This is a genomic window from Streptomyces albidoflavus (genome assembly GCF_000719955.1).
GTDB lineage: Bacteria > Actinomycetota > Actinomycetes > Streptomycetales > Streptomycetaceae > Streptomyces > Streptomyces albidoflavus.
The window spans coordinates 1-15605 of sequence record NZ_JOII01000017.1 but is presented as its reverse complement, the minus strand read 5'-3'; the positions used below and the strand labels follow the sequence as shown (position 1 = coordinate 15605).

Below are 15605 nucleotides of genomic sequence, written 5' to 3'. Positions count from 1 at the left end.
AAAGGGTCGTAGCTCAATTGGTAGAGCACTGGTCTCCAAAACCAGCGGTTGGGGGTTCAAGTCCCTCCGGCCCTGCTACACACTCCATCGCCAGGATGTGTGCGCATGTACGTACTGCAATGCACCGCCGTGCGGCTCCACCGGGCGCGGCACGGCCACGACCCGGAAATCAGGTGAGGACGCGTGACGGACGCCGTGGGCTCCATCGACATGCCTGATGCCCAGGACGACGACGGCAAGAAGAAGAACCGCAAGGGCGGCAAGCGCGGCAAGAAGGGCCCCTTCGGGCGCCTTGCCCTCTTCTACCGGCAGATCGTCGCTGAACTCCGCAAGGTCGTCTGGCCGACGCGCAGTCAGCTCACCACCTATACGACGGTGGTCATCATCTTCGTCGTGATCATGATCGGTCTGGTGACCGTGTTTGACTACGGCTTCTCCAACGCCGTCAAGTACATCTTCGGCTAGAGCCCAGAAGCGAAGGGCGCCCTAGGGCGCCCCTTTCGCGCGTTCCACCCTTTGTATCCAGGAAGAAGCAGCCACCGTGTCTGACCCGAACCCGAACGACGTGGTCGAGCCTCAGGGCGCTCCCGAGTCCACTGAGGACGCGCTCGGCATTGTCGAGTCGGCGGACGCCGTGACGCCGGACCAGGCCGAAGCTGCCGACGCCGCCGCGGGCGAGCCCGCCGAGGAGATCACCGAGGACACCGTCGGTGAGCCCGAGGACGTCGCCGCCGCCGAGGAGACCGAGGCCGCCGCCGAAGAGGCTCCGGCCGAGGAGGCCGAGCCGGTCGACCCGATCGCCGCCCTCCGCGACGAGCTGCGGCTCCTGCCCGGCGAGTGGTACGTGATCCACACCTACGCCGGTTACGAGAACCGCGTGAAGACCAACCTCGAGCAGCGCGCCGTCTCGCTCAACGTCGAGGACTACATCTTCCAGGCCGAGGTGCCGCAGGAAGAGGTCGTCCAGATCAAGAACGGCGACCGCAAGACCATCCGGCAGAACAAGCTCCCCGGCTACGTGCTGGTGCGCATGGACCTGACCAACGAGTCCTGGGGCGTCGTCCGCAACACCCCCGGCGTCACCGGCTTCGTCGGCAACGCCTACGACCCGTACCCGCTGACCCTGGACGAGATCGTCAAGATGCTCGCCCCGGAGGCCGAGGAGAAGGCCGCCCGTGAGGCCGCCGAGGCCGAGGGCAAGCCGGCGCCGCAGCGCAAGGTCGAGGTCCAGGTGCTGGACTTCGAGGTCGGCGACTCGGTCACCGTCACCGACGGCCCCTTCGCCACCCTCCAGGCGACCATCAACGAGATCAACGCCGACTCGAAGAAGGTCAAGGGCCTCGTCGAGATCTTCGGCCGCGAGACCCCGGTCGAGCTGAGCTTCGACCAGATCCAGAAGAACTGAGCCGCGCCGGTTCCGACCGGCCGCGCAGTCGCTGGACCACACGCCTCCGACCAGGTCAGACGGGCTTCACAGCCCGTCTGACCTGTCGGTTTTTGGTCGCGCCGCGATACCCGTTATCGTGGTGCGGTATGCCTCCATCCGGATGAACCGGGTGAAGGCGGAAAACTCTCACTAGGACCCGGAGAGAGCAATGCCTCCCAAGAAGAAGAAGGTCACGGGGCTGATCAAGCTCCAGATCCAGGCCGGCGCGGCCAACCCGGCTCCGCCGGTCGGCCCCGCGCTCGGTCAGCACGGCGTCAACATCATGGAGTTCTGCAAGGCCTACAACGCGGCCACCGAGTCGCAGCGTGGCTGGGTCATCCCGGTGGAGATCACGGTCTACGAGGACCGTTCCTTCACCTTCGTGACCAAGACCCCGCCGGCCTCGCGGATGATCCTGAAGGCCGCCGGCGTGGAGAAGGGCTCGGGCGAGCCGCACAAGACCAAGGTCGCGAAGATCACCGACGCGCAGGTCCGCGAGATCGCCACCACCAAGATGCCCGACCTCAACGCGAACGACCTGGACCAGGCGGCCAAGATCATCGCCGGTACCGCTCGTTCCATGGGCATCACGGTCGAGGGCTGACCTCAACCCCGCCTGACCTCTCTGTGGCAGGGCCATGCGCCGGCCCGTACCACGACTCCACCCTGTCCGGCACCACCGGACGTAACTGCCAGGAGCAGAAGTGAAGCGCAGCAAGACTCTCCGCGCTGCGGACGCCAAGATCGACCGGGACAAGCTCTACGCCCCGCTCGAGGCGATCCGTCTCGCCAAGGAGACCTCCGCGACCAAGTTCGACGGGACCGTCGAGGTCGCCTTCCGCCTGGGTGTCGACCCGCGCAAGGCCGACCAGATGGTCCGCGGCACCGTGAACCTTCCGCACGGCACCGGCAAGACCGCCCGGGTCCTGGTCTTCGCGACCGGTGACCGTGCCGAGGCCGCGCGTGCCGCCGGCGCCGACATCGTCGGCTCCGACGAACTGATCGACGAGATCTCGAAGGGCAACCGCCTCAACGAGTTCGACGCCGTCGTCGCCACCCCGGACCTCATGGGCAAGGTCGGCCGCCTCGGCCGCGTCCTCGGCCCGCGTGGTCTGATGCCGAACCCGAAGACCGGCACCGTGACCCCGGACGTGGCCAAGGCCGTGAACGAGATCAAGGGCGGCAAGATCGAGTTCCGCGTCGACAAGCACTCCAACCTCCACTTCATCATCGGCAAGGTGTCCTTCGACGACACCCAGCTCGTGGAGAACTACGGCGCGGCCCTGGACGAGATCCTTCGTCTGAAGCCGTCCGCCGCCAAGGGTCGCTACATCAAGAAGGCCGCCGTCGCCACCACCATGGGCCCCGGCATCCAGGTCGACCCGAACCGCACCCGCAACCTCCTCGTCGAGGAGGACCCGGCCGCCGTCTGATCCTCGTGATCAACCGGCACCGCGGTCGCGCACGCGTCTGAAGGGACCGGCCCCCGCAGCTCAGAGCTGCGGGGGCCGGTCCTTTTTTCGTACGGGGTTGTCGTAGGCGTGCGGTACCGTGCAAAACGAAAGTAAAGCGTGCCCGGGGGGACCGGTCACGGAGAGAGCAAGCAGGGGTGGGGACAGTGGGGAAGAAGAACCTGGCGCGCCGTGTGGCGGTTCCGGCGGCGGCGGTCGCGATGGTGCTGGGGCTGGCGGCCTGTGAGGGCGGCGAGACGGAGTCCAAGGGCGACGGCAAGGCCGCGGACAGCGCGCCGAAGGTGCTGTCGCGCGCCGAGGCCGGCAAGGCGCTCAACGCCGCGTACAAGAGCACCAGCGAGGCCAAGTCGGCCAAGGTCGAGATGACCATGACGATGCCGGAGGGGACCCCCGGCGGCGGCGACATGAAGATGTCCGGCGTCATGGGCTGGGACCCGACCGTGCTCGACATGACGATGTCCGGCTCCGCCCTCCAGGAGTCGGACCCGACGGCGCCCGAGTCGAGCCGCGTCATCATGGACGGCTCCGTCATGTACGTCGACATGGGCGCCGAGGCGGCCAAGGAGATGGACGGCCGCCGCTGGATGAAGATGGACCTCGGCGAGCTGGCCGAGCAGATGGACAAGTCCGGCGAGGCCGGCGGCGGCGAGATGGCCAAGGCCATGACCGGTGGCCTGGAGAACATGAACCAGGACCCGGCCCAGCAGATCGCCGTGCTGATGGAGTCGCCCAACCTCAAGCACGTCGGCCCGGCCAAGGTCGGCGGCGAGGAGACCCAGCACTACAAGGGCACGCTCTCCCTCAAGGAGATGCTGGACGCCAACTCCTCCTTCGACGCCCTGCCGGAGAAGGACCGCAAGGAGCTCGTCGAGGCCATGGAGAAGTCCGGCCTGGAGGGCTACCAGACCCAGGTCTGGGTCAACGGCGACGACCTCCCCGTGAAGATGGACGTCACCATGGAGACGCCCGAGGGCGACGTCCGCATCGTCCAGACCTTCTCCGACTACGGCGCCGCCGCCAAGGTGGATACCCCGGCCGAGAAGGACACCCTGGACCTGATGGACATGCTCCAGGAGCTGGCCGAGATGGGCGAGGGCGCCTGATCCGCTCCTTCGGGCGGGGTCCGCGGACCCCGCCCGGAGGCCGTGCTTCCGGGCGATTTGCCTCGCGCCGCCCGGCTCCCGTACTCTTCCCCAGAAGCCAAAGACCGCTGGTCGTTACCGTCTGCTCCTCGGAGAGGGCGGTGGCCGAAGGATTCCGCTCACGCGGACGGCCTGCGTAGGTGACTGTGGATGTGCTCCTGGACGTGTTACGGCCAGTCGAGCTCACGCCCCGTGCGCCTGCGCCGGGGCGTTTTTCGTCTTACGCAGACTTTCCTGCCCGACGTCCTTCCTCACGTGCCTGATCCAGACGGTCCCAGTGCTGTACGAGGCTGATCGCAAGGTCAGTCGAGGATCATCACCCCGGAAGGAGGCCGAGGCTCATGGCGACGTCCGACAAGGTCGCAGCCGTCGAGGAGGTCACGGACAAGCTCCGTAACTCCAACGCCGCTGTCGTGACTGCGTACACCGGACTGTCCGTGGCGCAGCTCAAGCAGCTGCGTCGTTCTCTCGGCGAGAACGCTCAGTACCGAGTGGTGAAGAACACGCTGACCAAGATCGCGGCCAAGGAGGCCGGGGTCGAGCTGGACGAGCACCTCAAGGGCTCGACGGCTGTCGCCTTCGTGACCGGTGACCCGGTCGAGGCGGCGAAGAGTCTTCGTGACTTCGCCAAGGAGAACCCCGCTCTCGTCATCAAGGGCGGTGTCCTTGACGGTAAGGCGCTGTCCGCCGACGAGATCAAGAAGCTTGCGGACCTCGAGTCCCGCGAGGTTCTGCTCGCCAAGCTGGCGGGCGCTCTGAAGGGCAACCAGGCCAAGGCCGCGGCTGTCTTCCAGGCGCTCCCGCAGAAGTTCGTCCGCACCGCGGACGCGCTGCGCGCCAAGCGCGACGAGCAGGGCGGTGCCGAGTAATTCGGCTCGCGTAATGACCTGGGGCCGGCCCGGCTCCCGGTCGCAGCGGGCCCACGTACGCCCGCCTTCATGTACATCCGGCACCTGCCGAATTAGTGGAAGGACGCCATCATGGCGAAGCTGTCCCAGGACGACCTCCTCGCGCAGTTCGAGGAAATGACCCTCATCGAGCTCTCCGAGTTCGTGAAGGCGTTCGAGGAGAAGTTCGACGTCGAGGCTGCCGCCCCGGTCGCCGTCGCCGCCGCCGGTGCCCCGGGCGCCCCGGCCGAGGCCGCCGAGGAGCAGGACGAGTTCGACGTCGTCCTCACCGGCGCCGGCGACAAGAAGATCCAGGTCATCAAGGTCGTGCGTGAGCTGACCTCGCTGGGCCTGAAGGAGGCCAAGGACCTCGTCGACGGCACCCCGAAGCCGGTCCTCGAGAAGGTCTCCAAGGAGGCCGCTGAGAAGGCCGCCGAGTCCCTCAAGGGCGCCGGCGCGTCCGTCGAGGTCAAGTGACTCCTCTGAGTCTCTGACTCGTCCGTCCAGCGCCCCTCAGGGGGCCGGACGACCTGTTTCCGAAGGCGATCACCCATCCGGGTGGTCGCCTTCGGGCGTGGTCGGGCCGGGGTCCTTGCGCCCTGCTCACCTGCGGGTATGGTGATCATCGTTGTGCCGTCCGGTGACCGGCGGGCGCCCGCGTGAAGGGGCCCCGGCCGAGGTCGGGAGGCGGCAGACGAGGCGGTTCCGCCCCCGGTTCGGGGGACGGGGCCTTGACGAACAGCACGCCGCGCGCAATTCTCAGGACGCGTCGTCACACCGATCCGGGTACCGAGGCATGGATCGGCGGCGAACCGGGCAGTGTTGATATGCGTCCAAGAGGGCGCGAGGGCATCGTGGAGTTGAGAACAGCGAGGGTCTTTGACCATCCAGGTCACCCGCACTGGACATCAGTGGGCCAAGTGGCTACACTGACCCTTTGCGCTGCCTGTTAGCTGCCTCCTGCCCGTCACCAGGGGCATGCCCGTGCTTGAGCACCGTGGAGTGAAACCGCCCTGACCTGGGATTTCTTCCGCTGTGTCGGCTCGGGACCGGTACGCGCGTAGTGAGTCCGAGCCCTCGGAAGGACCCCCTCTTGGCCGCCTCGCGCACTGCCTCCGCGAATTCGAACAACGGCGCCAGCACCGCCCCGCTGCGCATTTCCTTTGCAAAGATCAAGGAGCCCCTCGAGGTTCCGAACCTCCTTGCCCTCCAGACCGAGAGCTTCGACTGGCTGCTCGGCAACGACGCTTGGAAGGCCCGGGTCGAGGCGGCTCTGGACAGCGGACAGGACGTCCCCACCAAGTCCGGTCTGGAGGAGATCTTCGAGGAGATCTCCCCGATCGAGGACTTCTCCGGGTCGATGTCGCTGACCTTCCGCGACCACCGCTTCGAGCCCCCGAAGAACTCCATCGACGAGTGCAAGGAGCGCGACTTCACCTTCGCCGCGCCGCTCTTCGTCACCGCCGAGTTCACCAACAACGAGACCGGCGAGATCAAGTCCCAGACGGTCTTCATGGGCGACTTCCCGCTCATGACCAACAAGGGCACCTTCGTCATCAACGGCACCGAGCGTGTCGTCGTGTCGCAGCTGGTCCGCTCGCCCGGCGTCTACTTCGACTCCTCCATCGACAAGACGTCCGACAAGGACATCTTCTCCGCCAAGATCATCCCCTCCCGGGGTGCCTGGCTGGAGATGGAGATCGACAAGCGCGACATGGTCGGCGTCCGCATCGACCGCAAGCGCAAGCAGTCCGTCACCGTCCTCCTCAAGGCTCTCGGCTGGACGACCGAGCAGATCCTCGAGGAGTTCGGCGAGTACGAGTCGATGCGCGCCACCCTGGAGAAGGACCACACCCAGGGCCAGGACGACGCGCTGCTCGACATCTACCGCAAGCTGCGCCCGGGCGAGCCGCCCACGCGTGAGGCCGCGCAGACGCTGCTGGAGAACCTCTACTTCAACCCCAAGCGCTACGACCTCGCCAAGGTCGGCCGCTACAAGGTGAACAAGAAGCTCGGCGGCGACGCGCCCCTGGACGCCGGCGTGCTCACCACCGACGACGTCATCGCCACCATCAAGTACCTGGTCAAGCTGCACGCCGGCGAGACCGAGACGACCGGCGAGAACGGCACCCAGATCGTCGTCGAGACCGACGACATCGACCACTTCGGCAACCGCCGTCTGCGCAACGTCGGCGAGCTGATCCAGAACCAGGTCCGTACGGGTCTCGCCCGTATGGAGCGTGTCGTGCGTGAGCGCATGACCACCCAGGACGTCGAGGCGATCACGCCGCAGACCCTGATCAACATCCGGCCGGTCGTCGCCTCCATCAAGGAGTTCTTCGGCACCAGCCAGCTGTCGCAGTTCATGGACCAGAACAACCCGCTCTCGGGTCTCACCCACAAGCGCCGTCTGTCGGCGCTCGGCCCGGGTGGTCTCTCGCGTGAGCGGGCCGGCTTCGAGGTCCGTGACGTGCACCCCTCGCACTACGGCCGCATGTGCCCGATCGAGACGCCTGAAGGCCCGAACATCGGTCTGATCGGCTCGCTCGCCTCCTACGGCCGGGTCAACGCCTTCGGCTTCGTCGAGACGCCCTACCGCCGGGTCACCGACGGCATCGTCACCGACGAGGTCGACTACCTGACCGCCGACGAGGAGGACCGCTTCGTCATCGCCCAGGCCAACGCCGGCCTGACCGAGGACCTCCACTTCGCCGAGGACCGCGTCCTGGTCCGCCGCCGTGGCGGAGAGGTCGACTACGTCCCCGGGGACGACGTCGACTACATGGACGTCTCGCCGCGCCAGATGGTGTCGGTCGCGACCGCCATGATCCCCTTCCTCGAGCACGACGACGCCAACCGTGCCCTCATGGGCGCGAACATGATGCGCCAGGCGGTCCCGCTCATCAAGAGCGAGGCCCCGCTCGTCGGCACCGGCATGGAGTACCGCTGTGCCACCGACGCCGGCGACGTGCTGAAGGCGGAGAAGGACGGTGTGGTCCAGGAGGTCTCCGCGGACTACATCACCACCACCAACGACGACGGCACGTACACCACGTACCGCCTCGCCAAGTTCTCCCGCTCGAACCAGGGCACCTCGGTCAACCAGAAGGTCGTCGTCGACGAGGGCGACCGGATCATCGAGGGCCAGGTGCTCGCCGACGGTCCCGCGACCGAGCTGGGCGAGATGGCGCTCGGCAAGAACCTCCTCGTGGCGTTCATGTCGTGGGAGGGCCACAACTACGAGGACGCGATCATCCTGTCGCAGCGCCTCGTCCAGGACGACGTCCTCTCCTCGATCCACATCGAGGAGCACGAGGTCGACGCCCGTGACACCAAGCTCGGCCCCGAGGAGATCACCCGGGACATCCCGAACGTCTCCGAGGAGGTCCTCGCCGACCTCGACGAGCGCGGCATCATCCGCATCGGTGCCGAGGTCGACGCCGGCGACATCCTGGTCGGCAAGGTCACGCCCAAGGGTGAGACCGAGCTGACCCCGGAGGAGCGCCTGCTCCGCGCGATCTTCGGTGAGAAGGCGCGCGAGGTCCGCGACACCTCGCTGAAGGTGCCGCACGGCGAGACCGGCAAGGTCATCGGCGTGCGCGTCTTCGACCGCGAGGAGGGCGACGAGCTTCCCCCGGGCGTCAACCAGCTGGTCCGCGTCTACGTGGCCCAGAAGCGCAAGATCACCGACGGTGACAAGCTCGCCGGCCGTCACGGCAACAAGGGCGTCATCTCGAAGATCCTGCCGATCGAGGACATGCCGTTCCTGGAGGACGGCACCCCGGTCGACATCATCCTCAACCCGCTCGGCGTGCCGTCCCGAATGAACCCGGGACAGGTCATGGAGATCCACCTCGGCTGGCTCGCCAGCCAGGGCTGGGACATCTCCGGTGTCGACACCGAGTGGGCCCAGCGGCTCCAGTCGATCGGCATCGACCGGGTCGAGCCGGGTACCAACGTCGCCACCCCGGTGTTCGACGGCACCCGCGAGGACGAGCTGGCCGGCCTGATCGACCACACCATCCCCAACCGCGACGGTGAGCGGATGGTGCAGTCCTCGGGCAAGGCGCGGCTCTTCGACGGCCGCTCCGGCGAGCCGTTCCCGGACCCGGTCTCGGTCGGGTACATGTACATCCTCAAGCTGCACCACCTGGTCGACGACAAGCTGCACGCGCGCTCGACCGGTCCGTACTCGATGATCACCCAGCAGCCGCTGGGTGGTAAGGCCCAGTTCGGTGGTCAGCGCTTCGGTGAGATGGAGGTGTGGGCGCTGGAGGCTTACGGCGCCGCGTACGCCCTCCAGGAGCTGCTGACGATCAAGTCCGACGACGTGACCGGCCGTGTGAAGGTCTACGAGGCCATCGTCAAGGGCGAGAACATCCCCGAGCCCGGCATCCCCGAGTCCTTCAAGGTCCTCATCAAGGAAATGCAGTCGCTCTGCCTCAACGTGGAGGTGCTGTCCTCGGACGGCATGTCCATCGAGATGCGCGACACCGACGAGGACGTCTTCCGCGCGGCGGAGGAGCTCGGTATCGACCTGTCCCGGCGCGAGCCGAGCAGCGTCGAAGAGGTCTGACGGGCCTGGCCGGGCCTCGCTCCACCGCGAGGCCCGGCCGCCCCGGACCCGTACAGACCATGATGTGAGCCCCGTTCCGCCTCCGGGCGGTGGGGCACGAACCCTGAAAGAGGGATTGACGACAAAGTGCTCGACGTCAACTTCTTCGACGAGCTGCGGATCGGCCTGGCGACCGCGGACGACATCCGACAGTGGTCCCACGGCGAGGTCAAGAAGCCGGAGACCATCAACTACCGCACCCTCAAGCCGGAAAAGGACGGGCTCTTCTGCGAGAAGATCTTCGGTCCGACCCGGGACTGGGAGTGCTACTGCGGCAAGTACAAGCGGGTCCGCTTCAAGGGCATCATCTGTGAGCGCTGCGGCGTCGAGGTGACCCGTGCCAAGGTGCGCCGCGAGCGGATGGGCCACATCGAGCTCGCCGCTCCCGTGACCCACATCTGGTACTTCAAGGGCGTCCCCTCGCGCCTGGGCTACCTGCTGGACCTCGCGCCGAAGGACCTCGAGAAGGTCATCTACTTCGCCGCGTACATGATCACGTTCGTGGACGAGGAGCGCCGCACCCGCGACCTCCCGTCGCTGGAGGCCCACGTCTCCGTCGAGCGCCAGCAGATCGAGAACCGGCGCGACGCCGACCTCGAGGCCCGTGCCAAGAAGCTCGAGACCGACCTGGCCGAGCTGGAGGCCGAGGGTGCCAAGGCCGACGTGCGCCGCAAGGTGCGCGAAGGTGCCGAGCGGGAGATGAAGCAGCTGCGCGACCGCGCGCAGCGCGAGATCGACCGTCTCGACGAGGTCTGGAACCGCTTCAAGAACCTCAAGGTCCAGGACCTGGAGGGCGACGAGCTCCTCTACCGCGAGCTGCGTGACCGCTTCGGCACGTACTTCGACGGCTCGATGGGCGCCGCCGCGCTGCAGAAGCGGCTGGAGACCTTCGACCTGGACGAGGAGGCCGAGCGCCTCCGCGAGATCATCCGGACCGGCAAGGGCCAGAAGAAGACCCGTGCGCTCAAGCGCCTCAAGGTCGTCTCCGCCTTCCTCCAGACCAGCAACAGCCCCAAGGGCATGGTCCTGGACTGCGTCCCGGTCATCCCGCCGGACCTGCGTCCGATGGTGCAGCTGGACGGTGGCCGCTTCGCGACCTCCGACCTGAACGACCTGTACCGCCGCGTCATCAACCGCAACAACCGCCTGAAGCGGCTTCTCGACCTCGGCGCGCCCGAGATCATCGTGAACAACGAGAAGCGCATGCTCCAGGAGGCCGTCGACGCGCTCTTCGACAACGGCCGCCGCGGCCGCCCCGTCACGGGCCCCGGCAACCGTCCGCTGAAGTCGCTCTCCGACATGCTCAAGGGCAAGCAGGGCCGCTTCCGCCAGAACCTCCTCGGCAAGCGTGTGGACTACTCCGCGCGTTCCGTGATCGTCGTCGGTCCGCAGCTCAAGCTGCACCAGTGCGGTCTGCCGAAGGCGATGGCGCTGGAGCTCTTCAAGCCGTTCGTGATGAAGCGCCTGGTCGACCTGAACCACGCGCAGAACATCAAGTCGGCCAAGCGCATGGTCGAGCGTGGCCGCACCGTGGTGTACGACGTCCTCGAAGAGGTCATCGCCGAGCACCCGGTGCTGCTGAACCGCGCGCCCACCCTGCACCGCCTCGGCATCCAGGCCTTCGAGCCGCAGCTGGTCGAGGGCAAGGCCATCCAGATCCACCCGCTCGTCTGCACCGCGTTCAACGCGGACTTCGACGGTGACCAGATGGCCGTCCACCTGCCGCTCTCCGCGGAGGCGCAGGCCGAGGCCCGCATCCTGATGCTGTCCTCGAACAACATCCTCAAGCCGGCCGACGGCCGTCCGGTCACCATGCCCACCCAGGACATGGTGCTCGGCCTCTTCTTCCTCACCACGGACGGCGACGGCCGCGGTGTGAAGGGCGAGGGGCGTGCCTTCGGTTCGACCGCCGAGGCGATCATGGCCTTCGACGCGGGCGAGCTCTCGCTCCAGTCGAAGATCGACATCCGCTTCCCGGTCGGCACCATCCCGCCGCGTGGCTGGACCCCGCCGGTCGCCGAGGAGGGTGAGCCGGAGTACCAGCCGGGCGACAGCTTCCGGCTGAACACCACCCTGGGCCGCGCGCTCTTCAACGAGCTGCTGCCCGAGGACTACCCCTTCGTCGACTACGAGGTCGGCAAGAAGCAGCTCTCCCAGATCGTCAACGACCTGGCCGAGCGGTACCCGAAGGTCGTCGTCGCGGCGACGCTCGACAACCTGAAGGCCTCCGGCTTCCACTGGGCCACCCGGTCCGGCGTCACCGTGGCCATCTCGGACGTCGTCGTCCCCGAGGCGAAGCGGTCCATCGTCACCTCGTACGAGGCTCAGGACGTCAAGGTCCAGAAGCAGTACGAGCGTGGTCTGATCACGAAGGACGAGCGGACCCAGGAGCTCATCGCGATCTGGACCAAGGCGACCAACGAGGTCGCCGAGGCGATGAACGACAACTTCCCGAAGACCAACCCGATCGCCATGATGGTGAACTCGGGCGCACGCGGAAACATGATGCAGCTGCGTCAGATCGCCGGTATGCGTGGTCTCGTGTCGAACGCCAAGAACGAGACGATCCCTCGTCCCATCAAGGCGTCGTTCCGCGAGGGCCTCTCGGTCCTCGAGTACTTCATCGCCACCCACGGTGCCCGTAAGGGCCTCGCGGACACCGCCCTGCGTACCGCCGACTCGGGTTACCTCACCCGTCGTCTGGTGGACGTCTCGCAGGACGTCATCATCCGCGAGGAGGACTGCGGTACCGAGCGCGGTCTCAAGCTGAAGATCGCCGACCGCGGCGAGGACGGTGTCCTGCGCAAGACCGAGGACGTCGAGACCAGCGTCTACGCCCGCATGCTGGCCGAGGACGTCGTCGTCGACGGCAAGGTCATCGCGCCGGCCAACGTCGACCTCGGTGACGTCCTCATCGACCAGCTGGTCCTGCACGGCGTCGAGGAGGTCAAGACCCGCTCGGTCCTGACCTGCGAGTCGGCCGTCGGCACCTGTGCGTACTGCTACGGCCGTTCGCTCGCCACCGGCAAGCTGGTCGACATCGGTGAGGCGGTCGGCATCATCGCCGCCCAGTCCATCGGTGAGCCCGGTACCCAGCTGACGATGCGTACCTTCCACACCGGTGGTGTGGCCGGTGACGACATCACCCAGGGTCTGCCCCGAGTCGTCGAGCTCTTCGAAGCCCGTACGCCGAAGGGTGTCGCCCCGATCTCCGAGTCCGCCGGACGCGTGCGGATCGAGGAGACCGAGAAGACCAAGAAGCTCGTCGTCACCCCGGACGACGGCAGCGACGAGACGGCCTTCCCGATCTCGAAGCGTGCCCGTCTGCTGGTGGGCGAGGGCGACCACGTCGAGGTGGGCCAGAAGCTCACCGTGGGTGCCACCAACCCGCACGACGTGCTGCGTATCCTCGGCCAGCGCGCGGTGCAGGTGCACCTCGTGGGCGAGGTCCAGAAGGTCTACAACTCGCAGGGTGTGTCGATCCACGACAAGCACATCGAGATCATCATCCGGCAGATGCTCCGCCGCGTGACGATCATCGAGTCCGGCGACGCCGAGCTGCTGCCCGGCGAGCTGGTCGAGCGGTCGAAGTTCGAGACCGAGAACCGTCGTGTGGTCACCGAGGGCGGTCACCCCGCCTCCGGCCGTCCGCAGCTGATGGGTATCACCAAGGCCTCGCTGGCGACCGAGTCGTGGCTGTCGGCGGCGTCCTTCCAGGAGACGACCAGGGTCCTGACCGACGCGGCGATCAACGCCAAGTCGGACTCCCTGATCGGCCTCAAGGAGAACGTCATCATCGGTAAGCTCATCCCGGCCGGTACGGGTCTGTCCCGCTACCGCAACATCCGGGTCGAGCCGACCGAGGAGGCCAAGGCCGCGATGTACTCGGCCGTCGGTTACGACGACATCGACTACTCGCCGTTCGGCACCGGCTCCGGCCAGGCCGTTCCGCTGGAGGACTACGACTACGGTCCGTACAACCAGTGAGCTGGTAGGCCGGTAAGGCTGTGAAGGGCGGTCACCCCCTCGGGGGTGGCCGCCCTTCGGCGTGCCCGGGGTCCGGCGGTGGGGTCAGCGCGGGGGCTGGGGCTGGAGCCAGGGCTGGAGGTGGTGCAGGCGGGTGTGGTGGTCGGGGTGGGTGGCGAGCAGCTTGGCGATCGCCGACTCCTTGGGGAGCTGGGTGCCGGCCGCGCGGGCGGCCAGGGCGGCCTGCTGCTTGGCCGCCTGGTCGGCGCCGTGCATCTGGTGGAGGACGGAGGCGAGCATCGGGGCGAAGCCGAGGGCGGCGGCGTGCTGGTCGGCCCGGAGTTCCGCGCGGCGGCCTACGGCGGCCAGGGCGTAGGGGGCGGCGAGGATCAGCAGGGGGAGCCCGTAGAGGGTGGTGAGGGTGGCGAAGGCGAAAAGGCCGAGGAAGAGCGCGATCACCAGGAAGCCGAGGACCGAGAAGAACGCCGCCACCCGCAGTGTGACGAGGGCGAGGAACCGGATCACGCGGTAGGCGAGCCGGGCGGGCAGCGCGTACCAGTAACCGAGCAGCGAGGCCCAGGCGTGGCCGCCGACGTGGTGGCCGAGTTCGTGGGCGAGGACGGCGGCGAGTTCGCCGTTGGGCAGGCGGTTGAGGGCGAAGGTGGTGACGCCGACGATGTGGCCGGCGGCCGCGACCGCGTTGAGGTCGGTGTCGTTCTCCTCGATCCACAGCTCGTAGTTCTGCGCGTCGACCCCGGCCCGCGCGGTCACCTCCTGCCAGACCGGTGCCAGCCGGCTGAACTCCTCCCGCGTCGGGTGACGTAGCCCCAGCAGGCGCCGGGCGAGGGTCGACTCGGTCGGGCGGTGGAAGATCAGCAGCCCGGTCAGCAGCCAGCCGAGGATGCCGAGGAAGGCCAGGTCGCCCAGGACGAGCAGCGAGACCAGGCTCACCACCACCAGGCTGGAGAGGAAGTGCGGCAGGTAGATCAGGAGCGACCCGAGCGCGGTGGCGTCCGCGTGCCGCTGGTGCGCCTTGAGGTAGACGCGCCGCTGGTCGGTGCTGATGTGGTGGGCGTGGAGCGGCGCCGGGATGGTGGGCTGCGGCGGGATCGCGGGCTGGGGCCGGGGCGGAGACTGGGGTGGCACGGGCGGTGCGGTGTGCTGGGCCGGGGGCTGAGGGTACGCCGGGGGAGGGGTCTGCTGGACGGGGCCCGGGTACGCCGGGGGCGCGGACGGCTGGGTGGGGCCGGTGGGGTAGGCCGGGGGCTGCTGGGGGTACTGCGGGGGCGCGGTCTCGGCGGCGGGGCGCGGGTCGGTGCTGTCCGGCGGGTTGGGTGTGGTGGTCATCGGATACCTCGCGGTGCGGTGGTGGCGTGAGCGGTGCCGTGCGGAGGTGTGCGGGCGGGTGGTGCGGGTCAGCCGGTGAGGACGGCCGCGGGGAGCAGGACGCTGCCGGCGCTGAAGGCGATCAGGCCGGCCCTGATCCAGCGGTGCTTGGCGGCGGCGATCCGGCTGGTGCCGGTCAGGGCGCGGGCCAGGCCGTGCAGCGGGTCGTGTTCGGTGGCGGCGAGGGCCCGGGTCAGCGCGGCCTCGCCCGCCGCCGCTGCCTGGCGGATGTCGGCGAAGTAGGAGAGCGGCTCGCCCGGGGCCCAGGCGTCGGCGCGGTAGCGGGGGAGGACCGCGAGGAGCAGGGCGAGCAGGGAGACGGCGAGGGCGGCGGTCCCGGCCCACCACAGGACGAGCCCGGCCGCGCCGAGCGAGCCCGGGGCCCAGTCCTTGCCCGCCAGCAGCCCGGTGAAGACGCCCGCCGTCATGCCGAGCGCCGCCACCAGCACGGCCGCCTTGCTGTCGGCCCGCCCGATCTCGGTGTGCAGGTCGGCCAGGAGGCGGGCGGCGACGGTGACGCCGGGCGGGGGCGGGGCGGGCGTCCCGGCGGTGGGAAGCGGCAGGTGGGCGGGGTGGGGCCGGCTGGGGTCGGCGTCCTGGTCCGGGGGCGGGGCGGGGTCCGGGGTGGTGAGGTCGAGGTCGGTCATGGGGCTGTCTCTTATACACATCTCCGAGCCCACGAGACCAGAGAGGATCTCGTATGCCGCCTTC

At 68.2% G+C, this 15605-nt stretch carries 11 protein-coding genes and 1 tRNA gene; 10 read left to right on the top strand and 2 right to left on the bottom strand.

The window, feature by feature from the left end; all coding sequences use genetic code 11:
- Nucleotides 1-2 precede the first annotated feature (2 nt).
- The 10 genes from IF45_RS0118545 (at nucleotide 3) to IF45_RS0118500 (ending at nucleotide 13529) form a co-directional block, all read left to right on the top strand.
- Nucleotides 3-75, top strand: a tRNA-Trp gene (locus tag IF45_RS0118545).
- A 108-nt stretch (nucleotides 76-183) separates the two neighbouring features.
- Nucleotides 184-465: a preprotein translocase subunit SecE gene (secE, locus tag IF45_RS0118540; protein WP_003948664.1), complete on the top strand. Its 282-nt coding sequence runs from the start codon at nucleotides 184-186 to the stop codon at nucleotides 463-465.
- A gap of 76 nt (nucleotides 466-541) precedes the next feature.
- On the top strand, nucleotides 542-1405 hold the full coding sequence (gene nusG, locus IF45_RS0118535) for a transcription termination/antitermination protein NusG (protein ID WP_003948663.1): 864 nt from the start codon (nucleotides 542-544) through the stop codon (nucleotides 1403-1405).
- Between the two features lie 190 nt (nucleotides 1406-1595).
- Nucleotides 1596-2030 carry a 50S ribosomal protein L11 gene (gene rplK / locus IF45_RS0118530; protein WP_003948662.1) on the top strand — a complete coding sequence of 145 codons (435 nt, stop codon included), beginning with the start codon at nucleotides 1596-1598 and terminating at the stop codon, nucleotides 2028-2030.
- A gap of 100 nt (nucleotides 2031-2130) precedes the next feature.
- Nucleotides 2131-2859 (top strand): 50S ribosomal protein L1, encoded by a 729-nt coding sequence (gene rplA / locus IF45_RS0118525; RefSeq protein WP_003948661.1) that lies wholly within the window; start codon nucleotides 2131-2133, stop codon nucleotides 2857-2859.
- A 185-nt stretch (nucleotides 2860-3044) separates the two neighbouring features.
- A complete protein-coding gene (locus IF45_RS0118520; protein ID WP_030308448.1) occupies nucleotides 3045-4001 on the top strand; it encodes an SCO4651 family lipoprotein in 957 nt (318 codons plus the stop codon).
- 380 nt (nucleotides 4002-4381) lie between these two features.
- A complete protein-coding gene (gene rplJ, locus IF45_RS0118515; protein ID WP_003948659.1) occupies nucleotides 4382-4909 on the top strand; it encodes a 50S ribosomal protein L10 in 528 nt (175 codons plus the stop codon).
- A 111-nt stretch (nucleotides 4910-5020) separates the two neighbouring features.
- The gene (rplL, locus tag IF45_RS0118510; protein WP_003948658.1) at nucleotides 5021-5404 is read left to right on the top strand and encodes a 50S ribosomal protein L7/L12; all 384 of its coding nucleotides are present in this window, start codon (nucleotides 5021-5023) and stop codon (nucleotides 5402-5404) included.
- Nucleotides 5405-6020: 616 nt separating this feature from the next.
- Nucleotides 6021-9503: a DNA-directed RNA polymerase subunit beta gene (rpoB, locus tag IF45_RS0118505; protein ID WP_010638872.1), complete on the top strand. Its 3483-nt coding sequence runs from the start codon at nucleotides 6021-6023 to the stop codon at nucleotides 9501-9503.
- Nucleotides 9504-9629: 126 nt separating this feature from the next.
- Entirely contained in the window at nucleotides 9630-13529 is a 3900-nt protein-coding gene (locus IF45_RS0118500) for a DNA-directed RNA polymerase subunit beta' (protein ID WP_003948656.1), read from the top strand.
- 84 nt (nucleotides 13530-13613) lie between these two features.
- Here the strand turns inward: IF45_RS0118500 and IF45_RS0118495 are convergent, their stop codons facing one another.
- The gene (locus IF45_RS0118495; protein WP_015507717.1) at nucleotides 13614-14855 is read right to left on the bottom strand and encodes a M48 family metalloprotease; all 1242 of its coding nucleotides are present in this window, start codon (nucleotides 14853-14855) and stop codon (nucleotides 13614-13616) included.
- 68 nt (nucleotides 14856-14923) lie between these two features.
- Nucleotides 14924-15541: a Pycsar system effector family protein gene (locus tag IF45_RS0118490; RefSeq protein WP_015507718.1), complete on the bottom strand. Its 618-nt coding sequence runs from the start codon at nucleotides 15539-15541 to the stop codon at nucleotides 14924-14926.
- Nucleotides 15542-15605 lie beyond the last annotated feature (64 nt).

Bases quoted from the DNA above. Each gene is read 5' to 3' on its own strand.
- rplJ (WP_003948659.1), top strand. From the start codon at position 4,382: ATGGCGACGTCCGACAAGGTCGCAGCCGTCGAGGAGGTCACGGACAAG.
- rplL (WP_003948658.1), top strand. From the start codon at position 5,021: ATGGCGAAGCTGTCCCAGGACGACCTCCTCGCGCAGTTCGAGGAAATG.
- rplK (WP_003948662.1), top strand. From the start codon at position 1,596: ATGCCTCCCAAGAAGAAGAAGGTCACGGGGCTGATCAAGCTCCAGATC.
- IF45_RS0118495 (WP_015507717.1), bottom strand. From the start codon at position 14,855: ATGACCACCACACCCAACCCGCCGGACAGCACCGACCCGCGCCCCGCC.
- IF45_RS0118490 (WP_015507718.1), bottom strand. From the start codon at position 15,541: ATGACCGACCTCGACCTCACCACCCCGGACCCCGCCCCGCCCCCGGAC.